Genomic DNA, 18077 nt, shown 5'->3' with positions numbered 1-18077 from the left:
CCGGCCGAAGCTGCACTCTACCGGCCGGGGAAGGCGAAGGTCAGTGGTCAGTCGCGGCAGGCGGCGCCGCGGTGACGAGTTCGGTGAGTACGCCGTGGCAGTCCTTGGGGTGCAGGAAGGTGATCCGCGAGCCCATCGAACCCGTCCTGGGCTCGTCGTAGAGGACCCGGACGCCCTTGTTCCGGATGTCGTCGGAGTCCCCGTCGACATCGGCCGTGCCGAAGGCGATGTGGTGCACGCCCTCGCCGTTCTTGGCCAGCCACTTGCCGACCGCGGAGTCCTCGCGGGTGGGCTCCAGGAGCTGCAGGTAGGACGCCCCGCCGTCGGACGTCTCGTTGATTTTGAGCATGGCCTCCCGCACGCCCTGCTCCTCGTTGACCTCGGAGTGGAACACCTCGAAGCCATACGTGGCACGGTAGAACTCGACGGTCTTGTCGAGGTCGAAACAGGCGATCCCGATGTGGTCGATTCGCGTCAGCATGGCTCCAGTGCACCGCCCGCACGGCTGGTTACGCAACGTGCGCGCGATCACACCTGCTTGCCGGTGACCCGGCGGCTACCCCTCAGTACATTGACGGGAACCCTCGTTAACTTCCCTGCAAAGGAAGGCCGCACCGTATGTCTGCAAACAACGGCACCACCTCAGTGATCGTGGCCGGAGCGCGCACCCCCATGGGCCGGCTCCTGGGGTCCCTGCGGACCTTCTCCGGAGCCGACCTCGGCGGCGTGGCCATCAAGGCGGCGCTGGACCGGGCCGGCATCGGCGGCGACCAGGTGCAGTACGTGATCATGGGCCAGGTGCTCCAGGCCGGGGCGGGGCAGATCCCGGCGCGCCAGGCCGCGGTCAAGGCCGGCATCCCCATGAACGTCCCCGCGCTGACCGTCAACAAGGTCTGCCTCTCCGGCCTCGACGCGATCGCGCTGGCCGACCAGCTCATCCGCGCCGGCGAGTTCGACGTGATCGTGGCCGGCGGCCAGGAGTCCATGACCAACGCCCCGCACCTGCTGCCGAAGTCCCGCGAGGGCTTCAAGTACGGCGCGGTGGAGATGCTCGACGCGATGGCGCACGACGGGCTCACGGACGCCTTCGAGAACATCGCGATGGGCGAGTCGACCGAGAAGCACAACACCCGCCTCGGCATCGGCCGCACCGAGCAGGACGAGATCGCCGCGGCCTCCCACCAGCGGGCCGCCGCCGCGCAGAAGAACGGCCTGTTCGAGGCCGAGATCACCCCCGTGGAGATCCCGCAGCGCAAGGGCGACCCGGTCATCTTCAGCAAGGACGAGGGCATCCGCGGCGAGACCACCGTGGAGTCGCTCGGCAAGCTCCGGCCGGCCTTCGCCAAGGACGGCACGATCACCGCCGGCACCTCGTCGCAGATCTCCGACGGCGCCGCCGCGGTGGTCGTCATGAGCAAGGCCAAGGCCCAGGCGCTGGGCCTGGAGTGGATCGCCGAGATCGGCGCGCACGGCAATGTCGCGGGCCCCGACAACTCCCTCCAGTCGCAGCCCTCCAACGCGATCGACCACGCCCTCGGCAAGGAGGGCCTGACCGTCGAAGATCTTGACCTGATCGAGATCAACGAGGCGTTCGCGGCGGTCGCCGTGCAGTCAATGAAGGATCTGGGGGTTTCCCCGGAAAAGGTGAATGTCAACGGTGGTGCGATCGCGCTCGGGCACCCGATCGGCATGTCCGGCGCCCGTATCGTGCTGCACCTCGCGCTGGAGCTGCGGCGGCGCGGCGGCGGCGTGGGCGCGGCGGCGCTGTGCGGCGGCGGCGGCCAGGGCGATGCGCTGATCATCCGGGTGCCTGGCAAGTAGGCGGATCCGCGCGGAGCGGGTACGGGAAAGAGTCCTCTTGTACCGGGCGGACCGGGCGGACCGGGCGGACCGGGCAAACCGGGTCCGGGAGCCGGCCCTCGCGTGCCGGCGTACCGGGTGAGGAAGCGAGCGCGTACGGGCGGGCCGGACGCGGACGAGCGAGCCGAAGGAGCCGAGCGGCGATGGTGGACGTCCCCCAGCTGGTGGAACAGGCCCGGCAGGGCCGGCCGAGGGCGGTGGCCCGGCTGATCTCCCTCGTCGAGGGGGCGGCGCCGGAGCTGCGCGAGGTGATGGCGGCGCTGGCGCCGCTGACCGGAGGCGCGTACGTGGTCGGGCTGACCGGCTCGCCCGGCGTCGGGAAGTCCACCACGACGTCCGCGCTGGTGACCGCGTACCGCAAGGCGGGCAAACGGGTCGGCGTGCTCGCCGTCGACCCGTCGTCGCCGTTCTCCGGGGGCGCGCTGCTCGGCGACCGGGTGCGGATGAGCGAGCACGCCTCGGACCCCGGCGTCTACATCCGCTCGATGGCCACCCGCGGCCATCTGGGCGGGCTGGCGTGGGCGGCGCCACAGGCGATCCGGGTGCTGGACGCGGCGGGCTGCGACGTGGTGCTGGTCGAGACGGTCGGCGTCGGGCAGTCGGAGGTGGAGATCGCCTCCCAGGCCGACACCAGCGTGGTGCTGCTGGCGCCCGGGATGGGCGACGGAATCCAGGCCGCGAAGGCGGGCATCCTGGAGATCGGCGACGTCTACGTGGTCAACAAGGCCGACCGGGACGGCGCGGACGCCACCGCGCGCGAGCTCAACCACATGCTGGGGCTGGGCGAGGCGCGGGCCCCCGGCGACTGGCGGCCCCCGATCGTGAAGACGGTGGCGGCGCGCGGCGAGGGCGTCGACGAGGTCGTCGAGGCGCTGGAGAAGCACCGGGCCTGGATGGAGGAGCACGGCGTCCTCGCGCAGCGGCGGCTCGCGCGGGCGGCCCGCGAGGTCGAGACGATCGCGGTCACGGCACTGCGGTCGCGGATCGGTGACCTGTCGGGCGACCGCCATGTGGACGCGCTGGCCGAGCGCATCGTGGCCGGCGACACGGACCCGTACCGGGCGGCGGACGAACTGGTGGCGGGCCTGACGTCGGGGGAGTGACCCGGACCCCGGCGGCCCGCTGCGGTCGCGGTCCGGTGGCGGCGTCGCTCCCCGGGCGCCGCCACCACCGGACCCACCCGCGCTACAGCGCGCTGCGCCGCTCGCGGAGGTGTTCGGCGACGGGGGCCAGCGAGACGCGGAAGGCTTCGAGGTCTTCGGGGGCGAAGAGGTCGATGAAGTGCCTGCGGACCGAGGTGACATGGTGCGGGGCGACCCGGCGCATGGTGTCCCAGCCCTCGTCCGTGAGGACGGCGTAGAGGCCGCGGCGGTCCGACTCGCAGCTCTCGCGGCGCACCAGGCCGGCGTTCTCCATACGCGTGATCTGGTGCGAGAGGCGGCTCTTGGACTGCAGGGTGCTGGCCGCCAGGTCGCTCATCCGCAGCCGGCGGTCCTCGGCTTCGGAGAGGTTGACCAGGATCTCGTAGTCGTTGTTGGTCAGGCCGAACGGCTGCAGATCGCGCTCCAGTTGGTGCATCAGCAGTCTGCTGACGTCCAGATGAGTGCGCCAGGCACGCTGCTCCTGGTCGGTCAGCCAGGGGGTGTCGCTGTCGGTCGTCATGGATGAATTCTACCCGTGAAAGTTGAATAGTGAATTAATCATGGCTGTGGTGTGACAGGCATCGGCCGGCCGGGACCTGGTGTTGGTCAGACGTTCGAGGTCACCGTCCGCAGACTACCGTTCACAGCCCGAAGCGGCGCTGGAGCCCCCCGACGCTGCCGGGAAGCCGCGGCGGTTGTGAGCCACTTTGCGCAGCGTGGCCGCCGCCGTCCGGTATGCGGTCCTCCTCGGCCGGCGCGCCGGTCGCCGGCTCCGGCAGCATCTGTTCGGTCGACTGGAGCAGGACCGTCCCGGCGCCGGTGAACTCGTACTGGTGCTCCTCGCCCGAGGCGCCGCCGAAACCCGTGTGCGCCCGTACGCCGCCCAGGAATCCGCGCAGGTACCGATGGTCGTAGTGATGACAGGGGGAGGGGCGGTCGGCCCAGCCGACGAGGGCCTGCGGGTCGACGCGGATCGGGGGCTCGACGAAGGCCACGGGGCCGTTGGAGGCGGCGACGAACTTCCCGGTGCCGAGGAGCGTGAGGAAGCCGGGGATGATCGACTGCTTCAGCGACAGAGATGGCTGAAAGGCGAGCACGTTGCCGGAGCGAATCGTGAGGTTGCCCTCGTCCAGGTCGTAGGAATTCACGTCGAAGGACCGGTCGGCGAGCAGCATCTTTCCCCGGCCCTCGGCGACGACCCAGTCCGCGGCGTGCAGTGGCGAATGGAAACTGCCGGCGACGAGGCGGTCCAGGGGGCCGTGCCCGACGCCGTGGAAGTCGATCTGCCCGTAGTAGGCGATCCGAAAACGAGCCACGGCCCCGACGGTATCGGCCCGGGGCCGCGCGGGGCAGGGCTTTTGTCCCGGACCTTCCCCCGACGTCCCCCTGGCGCCCCGCTGACCTCTCGCCGAGTCCGGGCGCCGACCCGGGCGCGGTGATCACCGGGGTGGCTGTAACAATGGGGCCGATGCTTGTGAACTCTCGCACAAGCATCCGTGCTTGCCTCCCCCCTCCGCCCGAACGAGGTTCCCGTGGACATCAAGACCGCCGCCGCCCTGCACCGACTGCGCCTGGCATCCATTCCGGAGGCGCTCTCCTTCCCGGCGCTGCTGATATTCGGCACCGGATTCAAGCTGTTCCTCCACTACGACGCGCTGGTGTTCCCGCTCGGCATGCTGCACGGCATCCTGTTCACCATCGTCGTGGTGCTGCTGCTGGACGCCTGGAACCGCACCAAGTGGCCCTGGAAGCGCGCCGCCTTCTTCTTCGTCCTGGCCATCGTGCCGTTCGGCGGCCTGTACGCGGACAAGGTGCTCAAGCGCGAGGAGCAGGCCAGCGTGATCGCCGCCCGCGCCCGCAAGGAAGGTGTCGTGAACGCATGATCGTCGCCTTCTCCGTGAGCCCGCTGGGCGTCGGCGAGGACGTCGGCGAGTACGTCGCCGACGCCGTCCGGGTCGTCCGCGAGTCCGGGCTGCCCAACCGCACGGACGCCATGTTCACCTCCATCGAGGGCGAGTGGGACGAGGTGATGGACGTCGTCAAGCGCGCCGTCGCCGCCGTCGAGGCGCGCTCCGGGCGGGTCTCGCTGGTCCTGAAGGCCGACATCCGGCCGGGTGTGACCGACGGGCTGACCTCGAAGGTCGAGACCGTCGAACGGCACCTGGCCCAGGACGCCCGGACCTCCTGAAGCCCGGACGTCCCGTAGTCCGGACCTCTTGGCGGACGCCCGCGCCAGGGCCGCCCCGTCAGCCGCCCGCCGCCAGGGCGATGCCCAGCGGCGTCCGCTCGTAGCGCACCTGATGCCCGTGCCGGCGCGAGACCAGCAGACCGGCCTCGCGCAGCACGGACAGATGCGCCGAGACGGACGACGCGGCCAGCCCGAGCCGGTGCGCCAGCGCCGAGGTCGTCGCCGGCGCGTCCAGGGCCGCCAGCACCGCGGCCCGGTTGGCGCCCAGCAGCCGCGCCAGTGCCGGGCCGGCCGCCGGGCCCTGCCACAGCCCGCCGATCCCGCGCGCCGGATAGATCACGGTCGGCTGCCACGGCGGATCGAAACCGCTCACCACGTCCGGCCACACGAAGACGCTCGGCAGCAGCAGCACCCCGCGCCCGTCCAGGTCCTGCATCTGCACGAAGTCCGTCCGGGTGCGGACCGTGAGCGTGCCCTCCGACCAGGACAGCCGCGGATGCAGATCGGCGAACAGCCGGCGCAGCCCGCCGTCCGCCAACTGCCGCGACCGATAGGCGATTTCGGCTTCCAGCAGCGCCCGCAGCCGGGGCCAGTCCGGGGCCAGCAGGGCGTGCCAGGCGCGCTCCGTGGTGTCCGCCAGCTCCTGGACGGCCCGCCGGGGATCGGCCAGCGCCGCCCGGCCGCGCGCCGATTCCGCGGCCCCCGGCGTACAGGCCAGCGACTTGGCCATCTCGGCGCGCGCCAGCGCCGGGTCGGTGGCCCGCAGCCGGGCCAGCTCCGCCGCGAAGTCCGCCAGGGGGACGTCCGGCGGCCGGCCCAGGAAATCGGGGGTGTACCCGGGCCGCGGCGACGGCATGAACAGCCACACCGGCGACAGGTCCAGCCCGGCCACCCGCTCCCGCATCCGCCGCAGCCACGGCAGGTGGTAGCCGTGCCGGTCGGTCCGCCGCAGGGTCCGCAGCGCCTCATGGGTCTCGCACAGCGGCGAGATCGCGAACCGGATACGCAGCAGGTCGTCCGCCCCGAAATGCAGGTCCAGCGGCACGGCCGGGCCCTCCCCTCCCCAGGATTCGGCTGGAGCCGAAACACTACGGCGCGCCCGGCGGCCCCGGCACGCTGGCGCCATGCCGTCCCCCTCCGGGCCCGCACAGCCGGGCCGCGCCCCCGCCTGCCCGCCGGCCCCCGACCGGGACGCGGACCGCCGCGCCCCGGCCCGCCGGGGCTACCGCGCGGTCTTCGCCGTCCCGGAGTTCCGCTGTGTCTTCGCCGCGCACCTGCTGTCCTCCCTGGGCGTGGTCGTCTGCGAGATCGCGCTCTCCGTCCTGGTCTTCCGGCTCACCGGCTCGCCGCTGCTCAGCGCCCTGACCTTCGCGCTGGGGCTGCTGCCGTACGTCCTCGGCGGCACCCTGCTGTCGGCCGTCGCCGACTGGTTCCCGGCCCGGCGGGTGCTGGTCCTGTGCGACACGCTGTGCGCGCTTGCGGCGGCGGCCATGGTGCTCCCCGGTGTCCCGGTGGCGGTGCTGCTCGCGCTGCGCTGTGTGATCGCGGCCATCGCGCCGGTCTTCGCCGGGACCCGCGCCGGGACGCTCGGCGAGATCCTCGGCGAGGGCGATCCGTTCGTCCTGGGGCGCTCGCTGATCCGGATCGTCAACCAGGGCGCCCAGCTGGCCGGTTTTGCCGCCGGGGGGCTGCTGCTGACCGTCGTTCCCCCGGGCGCGGTGCTCGGCGTCACCGCCGGCACCTTCGCCTGCTCGGCCCTGCTGCTGCGGCTGGGCACCGCCGCCCGCCCGGCGCGGGGGGCGGGTCGGCGCGGGGCGCCGTCTTCTGGGGGCGGAGGTCGGGTGACGGGAGGGCGGGCCCGCGGTGCGCTGCTGGGCGCCTCGCTGGCGGGCACCCGGCGGCTGCTCGCCGACCGGCGGATCCGGGCGCTGCTGCTCCTCGGCTGGGTGCCGCCGGCGGTCGTGGTCGTCCCCGAGGCGCTGCTCGTGCCGTACGGGGACCTCCTGGGCGCCGGGACGGCCGGACAGGGGCTGCTGATGTGCGGCATGCCCATCGGCGCGGTGGTCGCCGAAACCCTGGCCGGGTCCTTCCTCGGGCCGCGGGCGCGCGCCCGACTGACCTTCCCCATGGGCGTGTTCGCGGTGCTGCCCTCGCTGGGCTTCGCCGCCCGGCCGCCGCTCGGCTGGGCCGTGCTCCTGCTGGTGCTGACCGGGACCTCGATCTCGTACAACTTCGGCGTCGACCGGTGGTTCGCCGCCGCGGTCCCCGACGAACTGCTGGGGCAGGCGATGACGCTGATGCAGGCGGGCCGGATGACGGTCATGGGGCTGGCGATGGGGCTGGCCGGGGTGGCCGCCGACCACGCGCCGCTCCCGGTGGTCATGCCGGCCGCCGGGGTGGTGGGCGGGGTGTGCGTCCTGGCGGTGATCGCCGAGGTGCGGCGTACGCGGGCGCGGCCCGGCACCGGGCCGCGCCGTGCGGCGCGCGCCCGCACCGCCCCCTGAACCGCGTGTGCGTAGGGGGCGGTGCGTCCGTGAGGTCCCCGTGTGCGTAACGGCCCCCGCGTCCGTACGGCCCCCGGCACACTGGATCCGCGTGGGCCGGAGCCCGCTCCCTGAGGCCGGGGCCCGTCGCAGGAGACCGAAAACTGAGACAGGGCCGCCCAGCATATGACCGCCGGGTAGGGTCGGAGACGTGCCGAAGCCGCTCAGCCTTGCTTTCGACCCCATCGCCCGCGCCGACGAACTGTGGCAGCAGCGTTGGGGATCCGTCCCCTCGATGGCCGCGATCACGTCCATCATGCGGGCGCAGCAGATCCTGCTCTCGGAGGTCGACGCGGTGGTCAAGCCCTACGGGCTGACCTTCGCGCGCTACGAGGCACTGGTGCTGCTGACCTTCTCCAAGGCGGGCGAGCTGCCGATGTCGAAGATCGGCGAGCGGCTGATGGTGCACCCCACCTCGGTCACCAACACCGTCGACCGGCTGGTGAAGTCCGGCCTGGTCGCCAAGCGCCCGAACCCGAACGACGGGCGGGGCACCCTGGCGTCCATCACGGACAAGGGGCGCGAGGTGTGCGACGCGGCCACCCGCGACCTGATGGCGATGGACTTCGGGCTCGGGGTGTACGACGCCGAGGAGTGCGCGGAGATCTTCGCGATGCTGCGCCCGCTGCGGGTCGCGGCGGCGGACTTCTCCGAGGAGTGAACGGGGGCCGGACCGCGCCCCCTGGCAGGTGCCCGGAGGCCGCGGATCCGCGGCCGTGACGGGTGCTGTCTGCGGCTTTTCCACCGGGCGGGGGGTGGCGAAGATCGCCCCGGAACGGGTCGTTACGCTCAGGGGCATGAAGCGAAGCGTCCTGACCCGTTACCGGGCGATGGCCTACATCACCGCTGTGATGCTGCTGGTGCTGTGCGCCTGCATGGTTTTCAAGTACGGCTTCGGGATGGGCAAGGACCTGACCCTCGTCGTCGCCCAGATCCACGGCGTGCTCTACATCATCTACCTGGTCTTCGCCTTCGACCTGGGCTCCAAGGCGCGCTGGCCGTTCGCGAAGCTGCTGTGGGTGCTGGTCTCCGGCACGATCCCCACCGCCGCGTTCTTCGTCGAGCGCAAGGTCGTCCGCGAGGTCGAGCCGCTGCTGGCGGACGCCGCGCCGGAGCCGGTCAAGGTCTGACGGTTCCGCCCCGGCCGGCGGGCGCCCCGACGCGCCGCCCGTCGGAACCGCTCCCGGGTCCGGTACGGCCGGTCGGGTCCGGTACGGCCGGTGGATCCGATGCGTTCGCCACGCGCCTCTCCCGTCTGCCGGAGGGGCGCGTTTGCGCTGTTCAGGCCCGGGGCAGGGCCCGGTCCGGGGGCCCGCGCACCCCTTAGGGGACCGTCCCCGACCCCGAATCCGGGGCGCCAGCCATCGACAGGTACTAGGACGTCCTAGTAAATTCGACGGTATGGACGCTGACGCGATCGAAGAGGGCCGCCGCCGCTGGCAGGCCCGGTACGACTCCGCCCGGAAGCGCGATGCGGACTTCAGCACGCTCTCGGGCGATCCCGTCGAGCCGGTGTACGGGCCGCGGCCCGGCGATCCGGTCGAGGGGTTCGAGCGGATCGGGTGGCCGGGCGAGTACCCCTTCACGCGCGGGCTGTATCCGACCGGCTACCGGGGGCGCACCTGGACCATCCGCCAGTTCGCGGGCTTCGGCAACGCCGAGCAGACGAACGAGCGGTACAAGATGATCCTCGACGCCGGCGGCGGCGGCCTCTCCGTCGCGTTCGACATGCCGACCCTGATGGGACGGGACTCCGACGACCCGCGCTCGCTCGGCGAGGTCGGCCACTGCGGCGTGGCCATCGACTCGGCGGCGGACATGGAGGTCCTGTTCAAGGACATCCCGCTGGGCGACGTGACGACGTCCATGACGATCAGCGGGCCCGCCGTGCCGGTCTTCTGCATGTATCTCGTCGCCGCCGAGCGGCAGGGCGTCGACCCGGCGGTGCTCAACGGCACGCTCCAGACGGACATCTTCAAGGAGTACATCGCGCAGAAGGAGTGGCTGTTCCAGCCGGAGCCGCATCTGCGGCTGATCGGCGACCTGATGGAGCACTGCGCGCACGGCATCCCCGCCTACAAGCCGCTGTCCGTCTCCGGCTACCACATCCGGGAGGCCGGCGCGACGGCCGCCCAGGAGCTGGCGTACACCCTGGCCGACGGCTTCGGGTACGTCGAGCTGGGCCTCTCCCGCGGCCTGGACGTCGACAGGTTCGCACCCGGTCTGTCCTTCTTCTTCGACGCCCATCTGGACTTCTTCGAGGAGATCGCCAAGTTCCGCGCCGCGCGCCGGATCTGGGCCCGCTGGATGCGGGACGTCTACGGTGCCTCCAGCGAGAAGGCGCAGTGGCTGCGGTTCCACACCCAGACCGCGGGCGTGTCGCTGACCGCCCAGCAGCCGTACAACAACGTGGTACGGACCGCGGTGGAGGCGCTGGCCGCGGTGCTCGGCGGCACCAACTCGCTGCACACCAACGCCCTGGACGAGACGCTGGCGCTGCCCAGCGAGCAGGCGGCGGAGATCGCGCTCCGGACGCAGCAGGTGCTGATGGAGGAGATCGGGGTCGCCAATGTCGCCGACCCGCTGGGCGGTTCGTGGTTCGTCGAGGCGCTGACCGACCGCATCGAGGCGGACGCGGAGAAGATCTTCGCGCAGATAAAGGAGCGCGGGGCGCGCGCCGTGCCGGACGGGCAGCACCCGATCGGGCCGATGACCTCCGGCATTCTGCGGGGCATCGAGGACGGCTGGTTCACGGGCGAGATCGCCGAGTCCGCGTTCCGGTACCAACAGGCCCTGGAGAAGGGCGAGAAGAAGGTGGTCGGCGTCAACTGCCACGAGGGCTCGGTCACCGGCGACCTGGAGATCCTGCGGGTCAGCCACGAGGTCGAGCGCGAGCAGGTGCGGATGCTGGCGGAGCGCAAGGCGGCCCGGGACGACGCCCGGGTGGCGGCGGCGCTGAAGACGATGCTGACCGCCGCGCGCAGCGGGGCGAACATGATCGAGCCGATGCTGGAGGCCGTACGGGCCGAGGCGACGCTCGGCGAGATCTGCGGGGCGCTGCGCGACGAGTGGGGGGTGTACACCGAACCGGCCGGGTTCTGACGGGAGTCGGGTCCGGCGCGGCGGCCGCGCCGTGGCGGTGCCCGTCCACCTCTGAGACGGCCCGCCGCCGCGGCCGCAGGCCGCCGGTGTCTCGCCGTGCCGCCCCCGTCACCCCGCCGGCATCCGCAGCCGGAAGAGCGCCCCGCCGCCCGGCGCCCGCTCCGCCGTCAGCTCGGCGCCGTGGGCGCGGGCGATCTGACGGGCCATCGCCAGGCCGAGGCCCGAGCCGGGGAGGGCGCGGGCGGCCTGGGCGCGGTAGAAGCGGTCGAAGACATGCGGCAGGTCCTCGGGGGCGATACCGGGGCCGTGGTCGCGGACGGTCAGCTCCAGCGCGTCCGGCACGGCGGTGAGTTCGGCCTCCACGGGGCCGCCGGGCGGGGAGAACTTGGCGGCGTTGTCGAGGAGGTTGGACAGCAGCCGGTTCAGGCGCTGCGGGACGCCGGGGAGGGCCGTCCCGGCCGCCGCGGGGTCGGTGCGGCAGGTGAAGGTGATCTCCGGCCAGTGCTCGCGGGCCGCGGCCACCGCGTGCTCCAGGAGGGCGGCGGGGCGGACCTGCTCGACCAGGGGCCGGGGCTCCTCGTCGCGGGCGAGTTCGATGAGGTCGTTGACGAGGGTGGTGACCTCGCGCAGCTGGCGGCCCAGCGCGGCCGACGCCCGGTCCCGCTGAGTGTCCGTCAGGCGGTCGGAACGGGCGAGCAGTTCGGCGTTGGTGCGGAGCGCGGTCAGCGGGGTGCGCAGCTCGTGGGAGGCGTCGGCGACCAGCCGGCGCCGGGCGGTGACGGACTCCTCCAGTTCGCCGAGCATGGTGTTGAAGCTGGTGGCGAGCCGGGTGATCTCGTCCTCGTGGGTGTCCGGGCCGTCCGGCAGCTCGATGCGGTGGCGGGCGTCGCGGGTGGCGGCGATGCGCTCCGCGGTGGCGGTGAGCCGGGCGACGGGAGCCAGGCCCGTACGGGAGACCCAGTAGCCCAGGGCGGCGGCCAGCAGGACGCCCGCGCCGCCGACCACGGACAGGGCCCAGGCGGCCTGGCGCACGCCGCGGTCGACGGTGTCGGAGCGGAGCGCCACCTGGAGCGCCAGGTCCTTGTGCGGGAGGTGCCTGGTGAACATCCGGACGGGGTGCCCGGCGACGGTGAGGTCGGTGTAGTAGGCGGGGCGCGCTCCGGCGGCCACCTCGCGGGTGGCGGCCGAGACCGGGAGGGCGTACGGGCCGCGGGCGTCCTTGCGGGGGTCGGCGGGGACGATCTGGACGCAGGCGGCGGCCGGGTACTGGCAGGAGGCGTCGCCCGCGACCGGGCCCCAGTCGTGGATGCGCTGGAGCTGCTGGGTGGCCGTCTGCCCCAGGCTGAGGTTGAGCTGGCGGTTCATCTGGTGGCGGGTGACGAGGAACGCGGCGGCGCAGACCCCCACCGCGACCAGCGCCACCGCCGCGGAGGCGGCCAGCGCCAGGCGGGTGCGCAGCGGGCGGCGGCGGATCCAGCGGCCGCCCAGCCGGCGGCGGCCGGTCATGCGCCCTCCGCCCGGTCCAGGCGGTAGCCGACGCCGTGCACGGTGTGCACCAGGCGGGGCTCGCCGCCCGCCTCCAGCTTCCGGCGCAGATAACCGACGTACACGGCCAGGGAGTTGGATTCCGGGCCGAAGTCGCGGCCCCAGACGCGCTCCAGGATCACCTCGCGCGGCAGCACCTGGCCGGGGTGGAGCAGCAGCAGTTCCAGCAGGGCGTACTCGGTGCGGCTGAACTCCAGCGGCCGGCCGCCGCGGTGGCCGGTGCGGGTGACGGGGTCGACGACCAGATCGTCGTAGCAGAGCCGGGTGTCGTCGGCGGCGGGGGCCGCGGCCCGGCGCAGCAGGGCCCGGATACGGGCGATCAACTCGTCCAGGGCGAACGGCTTGACCAGGTAGTCGTCGGCGCCCGCGTCCAGGCCGTCGACCCGGTCGCTGACCGCGTCCAGGGCGGTCAGGACGAGGATCGGGGTGCGGTCGTCCAGGGCGCGCAGCCGGCGGCAGACCGCCAGGCCGTCCAGTACCGGCATCATCACGTCGAGGACGATGGCGTCGGGCTGCCAGGCGGCGACCTCGGAGAGCGCGGCCAGGCCGTCGGCGGCGCCGCGTACCGCGTAGCCCTCGACGGCGAGTCCGTCCGACACGGCGGCGCGGACCTCCGGTTCGTCGTCGACGACCAGGATCCTGGGGGCGGCGGACGGGGACGGGGAGTTCCCGGACGCGGTGGGCGCGGATCCGGGCGGTGGCGGAGTGGGCATGGCTACAGGCTCCCAAACACCCGTCTTAGAACCTTCTTAGGGCCGCGGGTGAGCGTGGCGGCCATGCGCACACCACTCTCGGTCGTGATCGGTGCGGGCGGCACCGGCGGCCACATCTATCCAGGACTTGCCCTCGCCGACGCCCTCCGCCGGGCCGTGCCCGACGCGGTGATCTCCTTCGTCGGCACCGAACGCGGGCTGGAGACGCGGCTCATCCCGGACGCCGGATACCGGCTGCACACCGTCGACATGATCCCCTTCGACCCGTCGCTGGGCGCCCGGCGCTTTCTGCTGCCGGCCGCGCTGCTGAAGTCCGGCGCCCAGTGCCGGGCCATCCTCAAGGAGCAGCGCGCCCAGGTCGCGGTCGGCATGGGCGGCTATCCCAGTGCCCCGGTGATCGTCGGGGCCCGGATGGCCGGGCTGCCGAGCCTGATCCACGAATCCAACGCGGTGCCGGGCCGGGCCAACCGGTTCGCCGCCCGGCTCACCCCTCACCTCGCCCTCGCCTTCGACCGCAGCCGGCCTCATCTGGCCGGCGGCGAGCGGGCGGAGACCGTCGGCCTGCCGCTGGTCGGTCCGCTGGCCGGACTGGACCGGGCGGCGCTGCGGCCGGCCGCCCGGCAGGCGCTGGGCATCCCGGAGAGCGCGCGGCTGCTGCTGTTCAACGGCGGCAGCCTGGGCGCCGCCCGGCTCACCGAGGCCGCCGTGGGCCTGGCGGCCCGCCACCGGTCGCGGGCGGACCTGCGGCTGCTGATCAAGACCGGTCCGGCGGCGCTGGACGACACCCGGGCGCGGCTCGTGGCGAGCGGCGGGTCCGCGGTCGCCGAGGCGGTGCCGTACCTGGACCGGATGGATCTGGCGTACGCGGCGGCCGACCTGGTGGTCTGCCGGGCCGGTTCGGCGACCGTCGCGGAGCTGGCCACCATCGGGATGCCCGCCGTCCTGGTCCCGTATCCGCATGCGCCCGGAGACCACCAGACGCACAACGCACGGGTGCTCTCGGACGCCGGGGCGGCGCTGCTGCTGTCCGACGCGGAGACCTCGGCGGAGCGGCTGGACGGGCTGGTCACCCCGCTCCTCGACGACCCCGGCCGGCTCGCCGCGATGAGTGCGGCGGCCGACCCCGGCACCCATGCGCACGCCGCCGACCTGCTGGCCGCCAAGACCCTGGCGCTGGCCGGCCGTCCGCACCACCCGGCCCACGACGGCCCCGTCCACGACGGCCACACCACCCGATACCCCAACCCCCTGAACCTGAAGGAGTCCGCATGACCACCAGCAGCAGCCCCACGACCCCCGCTGCCACCACCTCCCTCACCCCCCTCACCGGCAGCGGCGCGCGGCAGTGGGCCGGACGCCGGGTCCTGGTCACCGGGGCCGAGGGGTTCATCGGCTCCACGCTGGTCGATCTGCTGGTCGAGGCGGGCGCCGAGGTGCGCGCCTTCGTCCACTACAAGCCGTATGCCGAGAAGGGCAATCTGGCCCGCTACCTGGCGCCCGGCAGCCCGGTCGAGATGATCGCCGGCGACGTCCGGGACGCGGGCCGGGTGATGGACGCCGTCGCGGGCTGCGACACCGTCTTCCACCTGGCCGCGCTGATCGGCATCCCGTACAGCTACGACTCGCCCGGCGCCTATGTGCAGACCAACGTGGTGGGCACCGAGAACATCGCCGAGGCGTGCCGCCGGCACGGCGTGCGGCGGCTGGTGCACACCTCCACCAGCGAGGTCTACGGGACCGCGCGGACCGCCCCGATCAGCGAGGAGCACCCGCTCCAGCCGCAGTCGCCCTACTCCGCCTCGAAGATCGGCGCGGACATGATGGCGCTGTCGCACTGGCACGCCTTCGAGCTGCCGGTGACGGTGGTCCGCCCCTTCAACACCTACGGCCCCCGGCAGTCCGCGCGCGCCGTGATCCCGACGATCCTGGCCCAACTCCACTCCGGCGCCCGGCAGATCAAGCTCGGCTCGCTCACCCCGACCCGGGACTTCACCTACGTCACGGACACCGCGGCCGGGTTCCTGGCGCTGGCCGACTGCGACCGGGCACTCGGGCAGGTGGTGAACCTGGGCAGCGGGCGGGAGATCGCCATCGGGGCGCTGGCCGAGGCGCTGATCGCGGCCTCCGGGCGCAGCGCCGAGGTGGTGGTGGACCGTACGCGGCTGCGGCCGTCGGGCAGTGAGGTGGAGCGGCTGCTTTCGGACAACTCCCGGGCACGGCAATGGGCGTCATGGGAGCCGCGGGTTTCGCTGAAGGAGGGGCTGGAGCGGACCTCGGAATGGGTCGCGGACCATCTGCACCTGTTCCGGGCGGAGCGCTACCAGGTCTGACCGACCGGGCGGGTGACGGTACGTCAGCCCAGTCGGCCCGGCCGGCCGACCCGGCACCGTCGGCCGACTCAGCCCAGTCCGCCGAGGCCGGTCAGCAGCATCGTCGAGAACTGGTGGGCCCAGGCGGCGTCCACCGGCTCGGCGCTGACCAGGGTGCGGTGCACGATCGCGCCGGCGATCACGTCGAAGATCAGCCCGACGGTCCGGGTGGCGGCCAGTGCGCCCTCGGGCCCGGCGCCGTCGGGCGGCAGTTCGCCGCGCTGCTGGGCGCGTTCCCGGCCCAGCAGCACCAGCCGCTTCTGCCGGTCGACGATCGCCGACCGGATGCGCTCGCGCAGCGCGTCGTCGGTGGTCGACTCGGCGACCACCGCCATCAGCGCGGTCTTGGTCTCGGGCCGGGCGAGCAGCGCGCCGAACTGGAGCACCACGCCCTCGATGTCGGCCTGGAGGCAGCCGCGGTCGGGGAGTTCCAGTTCGTCGAAGAGGACCGCGACCGCGTCCACGACCAGCTCGTTCTTGTTGGCCCAGCGGCGGTAGAGGGTCGTCTTGGCCACGCCGGCGCGCGTCGCGACCTCGCTCATGGTGAGCTTCCCCCAGCCCACGTCGACGAGCGCGGCACGGGTCGCGTCGAGGATCGCGCGATCCGCCTCGGCGCTGCGGGGGCGGCCCGTGCGGCCTTTCCGGGGACAGGGGGAGCGGTGCATGCGGGCGACCATACCGGCGGGTAAGAGGGCGGGCGGGGCGCTCCGTGAGGCAGATCACTCCGTGGCGTGGGGGAACCGGTTGCCGGGCGGGGGCGGCTCCGAGTTACGCTACGACCCGTAGCGAAAGAGCGACAGCCACTGGCCGTGGGTGGGGACCCATGGCCGCGCACGCCGGCCCTCCTCGGGGCCGAACGCCGGCCCTCCTCGGGGCCGGACCGGGCACCGGTCCCCGAACGCACGCCGCATTCCGGCAGGGTGTACGGACGGGTGCGGAGCCCGCCGCCTGGCCCGGCCCGACCTCTGGTCCAGGACGTGTACGACGAATTCCGGAGCGTTCTCCGGACCGCTTTCCGGAACCGGCCGCGCAGGGGGGAGGATGGACTCATGCAGCCACGCAACATGTCCATGAGCGGAGTCGTCGATCTCGCAGCGGTGAAGGCGGCCGGCGAAGCGAAGCAGAAGGCGGAGCAGGCCCGTGCCGAGGCCGCCCGTACGGGCGCGGCGCCCGCGAGCGGCGCCCGTCTGGTGTTCGACGTCGACGAGGCGGGGTTCCAGCAGGACGTCCTCCAGCGTTCCACCGAGGTCCCGGTCGTCATCGACTTCTGGGCCGAGTGGTGCGAGCCGTGCAAGCAGCTGGGTCCTCTGCTGGAGCGCCTCGCGGCGGAGTACGCCGGCAAGTTCGTGCTGGCCAAGATCGACGTCGACGCCAACCAGATGCTGTTCCAGCAGTTCGGGGTGCAGGGCATCCCGGCGGTGTTCGCGGTCATCGCGGGCCAGCCCATCCCGCTGTTCCAGGGGGCCGCCCCCGAGGCGCAGATCCGGCAGGTGCTGGACCAGCTGGTGCAGGCCGCCGAGCAGCAGTTCGGCATCGTGGGCGCGCCCGTCGACCCCGCGGCGGCCGAGCAGCAGCCTGCCGCGGCGCCGGCCCCGGCCGGTCCGTACGACGCGGCGCTGACCGCGGCGAACGACGCGCTGGACTCCGGTGATCTGGGCGGCGCCATCCGCGCGTACCAGAACGTCCTCTCCGACGACCCCGGCAACCCGGAGGCCAAGCTCGGCCTCGCGCAGGCCGAACTCCTCTCCCGGGTGCAGGGCCTGGACGCACAGGAGGTGCGCACCGCCGCCGCGCAGCGCCCCTCCGACGTCGCGGCGCAGATCCGGGCCGCGGACCTGGACCTGGTGGGCGGTCATGTCGAGGACGCCTTCGGCCGGCTGGTCGAGACGGTGAAGCGGACCGCCGGCGAGGACCGGGAGGCCGCGCGGGTGCGGCTGCTGGAACTGTTCGACGTCATCGGCGCGGACGACCCCCGGGTGACCAAGGCGCGGACCGCGTTGGCGCGCGTCCTGTTCTGAGCCGACCCGCCCCGACTCACCTGCTCCTTCCGTCCTGCCCGCTTCTGACCTGTACGAACCTGCAGCACCTCCCGTGAGCCTGTCCGGCAAACGGAACCGCGGCCACGTTTTACCAAATCTTGGTAAGCGTGGCCGCTGTTACTTGGAGTAAGTCCAAGCGGCCACCTTGTGGCGTTATGTCGGTAATTGCCTTGTGTCCGCTTGTCGTTAGCGGCGACGCTGGGTGCCTGGTTGATCTCGGTCCGTCGCGGCGTGGTTATCGGTCCGTTACCCGCAAGTAACGAGGGCCTTGTGCGGCGGGCGGGAATGCACGACGATCGGCCACGCTCGGTCCATTCCCGCAGCCCGGCATCCGGTTGGCGCCGCGGGGTACTTGGGTCCCCACCGAGTCGGTCGGCGGCAGTGGCGCCGACCGAGGACAGGGGGGTCTCTGCCCCAACTGGCAGGGCCTGTCCGGTGAGGTTGCGCGAGAGCGTGGCCAGTGGTTGTCGCTCGGGGGTGATCGCCGGTATTCGGAAGCACGCAACTCCGAGGACAGGCGCTCTCCTTCCCGAGGACGTAGCACTTCTCCCATCCCAGGTACGGCCGCCCCAACTG

Annotated in this window: 17 protein-coding genes and 1 pseudogene; 11 read left to right on the top strand and 7 right to left on the bottom strand. The window is 72.9% G+C overall.

Annotated features, from left to right (window positions below; all coding sequences use genetic code 11):
• Positions 1-40 precede the first annotated feature (40 nt).
• Positions 41-481: a methylmalonyl-CoA epimerase gene (gene mce, locus GR130_RS32555; RefSeq protein ID WP_159508024.1), complete on the bottom strand. Its 441-nt coding sequence runs from the start codon at positions 479-481 to the stop codon at positions 41-43.
• Positions 482-645: 164 nt separating this feature from the next.
• Between mce and GR130_RS32550 the strand changes: the two genes are divergently transcribed.
• Entirely contained in the window at positions 646-1821 is a 1176-nt protein-coding gene (locus tag GR130_RS32550) for an acetyl-CoA C-acetyltransferase (protein WP_159510354.1), read from the top strand.
• A 182-nt stretch (positions 1822-2003) separates the two neighbouring features.
• Positions 2004-2963 carry a methylmalonyl Co-A mutase-associated GTPase MeaB gene (meaB, locus tag GR130_RS32545; RefSeq protein WP_159508023.1) on the top strand — a complete coding sequence of 320 codons (960 nt, stop codon included), beginning with the start codon at positions 2004-2006 and terminating at the stop codon, positions 2961-2963.
• Between the two features lie 82 nt (positions 2964-3045).
• On the opposite strand, the gene GR130_RS32540 is transcribed toward meaB, so the two are convergent.
• On the bottom strand, positions 3046-3522 hold the full coding sequence (locus GR130_RS32540; protein WP_159508022.1) for a MarR family winged helix-turn-helix transcriptional regulator: 477 nt from the start codon (positions 3520-3522) through the stop codon (positions 3046-3048).
• Between the two features lie 121 nt (positions 3523-3643).
• Positions 3644-4303 (bottom strand): annotated as a pseudogene (locus tag GR130_RS32535) (AIM24 family protein); the annotation flags it as partial.
• 231 nt (positions 4304-4534) lie between these two features.
• On the opposite strand from GR130_RS32535, the gene GR130_RS32530 reads away from it, so the two are divergent.
• Both GR130_RS32530 and GR130_RS32525 read left to right on the top strand, forming a co-directional pair.
• Positions 4535-4885 (top strand): DUF3817 domain-containing protein, encoded by a 351-nt coding sequence (locus GR130_RS32530; RefSeq protein WP_159508020.1) that lies wholly within the window; start codon positions 4535-4537, stop codon positions 4883-4885.
• On the top strand, positions 4882-5190 hold the full coding sequence (locus GR130_RS32525; RefSeq protein WP_159508019.1) for an MTH1187 family thiamine-binding protein: 309 nt from the start codon (positions 4882-4884) through the stop codon (positions 5188-5190). Before GR130_RS32530 ends, GR130_RS32525 begins: the two co-directional genes overlap by 4 nt.
• Before the next feature lie 58 nt (positions 5191-5248).
• Here GR130_RS32525 and GR130_RS32520 read toward each other — a convergent pair whose 3' ends face one another.
• Entirely contained in the window at positions 5249-6235 is a 987-nt protein-coding gene (locus GR130_RS32520; RefSeq protein WP_159508018.1) for an ArsR/SmtB family transcription factor, read from the bottom strand.
• A gap of 79 nt (positions 6236-6314) precedes the next feature.
• Between GR130_RS32520 and GR130_RS32515 the strand changes: the two genes are divergently transcribed.
• The 4 genes from GR130_RS32515 to GR130_RS32500 all read left to right on the top strand — a co-directional run bounded on the left by GR130_RS32515 (position 6315) and on the right by GR130_RS32500 (position 10835).
• Positions 6315-7694: an MFS transporter gene (locus GR130_RS32515; RefSeq protein WP_159508017.1), complete on the top strand. Its 1380-nt coding sequence runs from the start codon at positions 6315-6317 to the stop codon at positions 7692-7694.
• Between the two features lie 190 nt (positions 7695-7884).
• Positions 7885-8394 carry a MarR family winged helix-turn-helix transcriptional regulator gene (locus tag GR130_RS32510; RefSeq protein WP_159508016.1) on the top strand — a complete coding sequence of 170 codons (510 nt, stop codon included), beginning with the start codon at positions 7885-7887 and terminating at the stop codon, positions 8392-8394.
• 136 nt (positions 8395-8530) lie between these two features.
• The gene (locus tag GR130_RS32505; protein ID WP_159508015.1) at positions 8531-8863 is read left to right on the top strand and encodes a DUF3817 domain-containing protein; all 333 of its coding nucleotides are present in this window, start codon (positions 8531-8533) and stop codon (positions 8861-8863) included.
• Positions 8864-9134: 271 nt separating this feature from the next.
• On the top strand, positions 9135-10835 hold the full coding sequence (locus GR130_RS32500; protein ID WP_159508014.1) for an acyl-CoA mutase large subunit family protein: 1701 nt from the start codon (positions 9135-9137) through the stop codon (positions 10833-10835).
• Between the two features lie 108 nt (positions 10836-10943).
• Here the strand turns inward: GR130_RS32500 and GR130_RS32495 are convergent, their stop codons facing one another.
• Both GR130_RS32495 and GR130_RS32490 read right to left on the bottom strand, forming a co-directional pair.
• Complete coding sequence (locus GR130_RS32495) at positions 10944-12341, bottom strand: sensor histidine kinase (protein ID WP_159508013.1); 1398 nt, start codon at positions 12339-12341, stop codon at positions 10944-10946.
• Positions 12338-13093, bottom strand: a complete 756-nt coding sequence (locus tag GR130_RS32490; RefSeq protein ID WP_159508012.1) for a response regulator transcription factor — start codon at positions 13091-13093, stop codon at positions 12338-12340. The genes GR130_RS32495 and GR130_RS32490 overlap by 4 nt, the downstream gene beginning before the upstream one ends.
• 63 nt (positions 13094-13156) lie before the next feature.
• On the opposite strand from GR130_RS32490, the gene GR130_RS32485 reads away from it, so the two are divergent.
• Both GR130_RS32485 and GR130_RS32480 read left to right on the top strand, forming a co-directional pair.
• Complete coding sequence (locus GR130_RS32485) at positions 13157-14365, top strand: UDP-N-acetylglucosamine--N-acetylmuramyl-(pentapeptide) pyrophosphoryl-undecaprenol N-acetylglucosamine transferase (RefSeq protein WP_159508011.1); 1209 nt, start codon at positions 13157-13159, stop codon at positions 14363-14365.
• Positions 14362-15423 (top strand): GDP-mannose 4,6-dehydratase, encoded by a 1062-nt coding sequence (locus GR130_RS32480; RefSeq protein WP_236573750.1) that lies wholly within the window; start codon positions 14362-14364, stop codon positions 15421-15423. The genes GR130_RS32485 and GR130_RS32480 overlap by 4 nt, the downstream gene beginning before the upstream one ends.
• A gap of 68 nt (positions 15424-15491) precedes the next feature.
• Here the strand turns inward: GR130_RS32480 and GR130_RS32475 are convergent, their stop codons facing one another.
• The gene (locus tag GR130_RS32475) at positions 15492-16127 is read right to left on the bottom strand and encodes a TetR/AcrR family transcriptional regulator (protein ID WP_236573748.1); all 636 of its coding nucleotides are present in this window, start codon (positions 16125-16127) and stop codon (positions 15492-15494) included.
• A gap of 384 nt (positions 16128-16511) precedes the next feature.
• Between GR130_RS32475 and GR130_RS32470 the strand changes: the two genes are divergently transcribed.
• Positions 16512-17480: a tetratricopeptide repeat protein gene (locus GR130_RS32470; protein ID WP_159508009.1), complete on the top strand. Its 969-nt coding sequence runs from the start codon at positions 16512-16514 to the stop codon at positions 17478-17480.
• The last annotated feature ends 597 nt before the right edge of the window (positions 17481-18077 follow it).

The organism is Streptomyces sp. GS7 (genome assembly GCF_009834125.1).
In the GTDB taxonomy this organism is placed as follows: domain Bacteria; phylum Actinomycetota; class Actinomycetes; order Streptomycetales; family Streptomycetaceae; genus Streptomyces.
The sequence above is the reverse complement of the archived record's forward strand: the minus strand, read 5'-3'. Positions and strand labels throughout refer to the sequence as shown.

Bases quoted from the DNA above. Each gene is read 5' to 3' on its own strand.
- GR130_RS32480 (WP_236573750.1), top strand. From the start codon at position 14,362: ATGACCACCAGCAGCAGCCCCACGACCCCCGCTGCCACCACCTCCCTC.
- GR130_RS32470 (WP_159508009.1), top strand. From the start codon at position 16,512: ATGCAGCCACGCAACATGTCCATGAGCGGAGTCGTCGATCTCGCAGCG.
- meaB (WP_159508023.1), top strand. From the start codon at position 2,004: ATGGTGGACGTCCCCCAGCTGGTGGAACAGGCCCGGCAGGGCCGGCCG.
- GR130_RS32500 (WP_159508014.1), top strand. From the start codon at position 9,135: ATGGACGCTGACGCGATCGAAGAGGGCCGCCGCCGCTGGCAGGCCCGG.
- mce (WP_159508024.1), bottom strand. From the start codon at position 481: ATGCTGACGCGAATCGACCACATCGGGATCGCCTGTTTCGACCTCGAC.
- GR130_RS32475 (WP_236573748.1), bottom strand. From the start codon at position 16,127: ATGCACCGCTCCCCCTGTCCCCGGAAAGGCCGCACGGGCCGCCCCCGC.
- GR130_RS32490 (WP_159508012.1), bottom strand. From the start codon at position 13,093: ATGCCCACTCCGCCACCGCCCGGATCCGCGCCCACCGCGTCCGGGAAC.
- GR130_RS32540 (WP_159508022.1), bottom strand. From the start codon at position 3,522: ATGACGACCGACAGCGACACCCCCTGGCTGACCGACCAGGAGCAGCGT.
- GR130_RS32525 (WP_159508019.1), top strand. From the start codon at position 4,882: ATGATCGTCGCCTTCTCCGTGAGCCCGCTGGGCGTCGGCGAGGACGTC.
- GR130_RS32505 (WP_159508015.1), top strand. From the start codon at position 8,531: ATGAAGCGAAGCGTCCTGACCCGTTACCGGGCGATGGCCTACATCACC.
- GR130_RS32495 (WP_159508013.1), bottom strand. From the start codon at position 12,341: ATGACCGGCCGCCGCCGGCTGGGCGGCCGCTGGATCCGCCGCCGCCCG.
- GR130_RS32515 (WP_159508017.1), top strand. From the start codon at position 6,315: ATGCCGTCCCCCTCCGGGCCCGCACAGCCGGGCCGCGCCCCCGCCTGC.
- GR130_RS32485 (WP_159508011.1), top strand. From the start codon at position 13,157: ATGCGCACACCACTCTCGGTCGTGATCGGTGCGGGCGGCACCGGCGGC.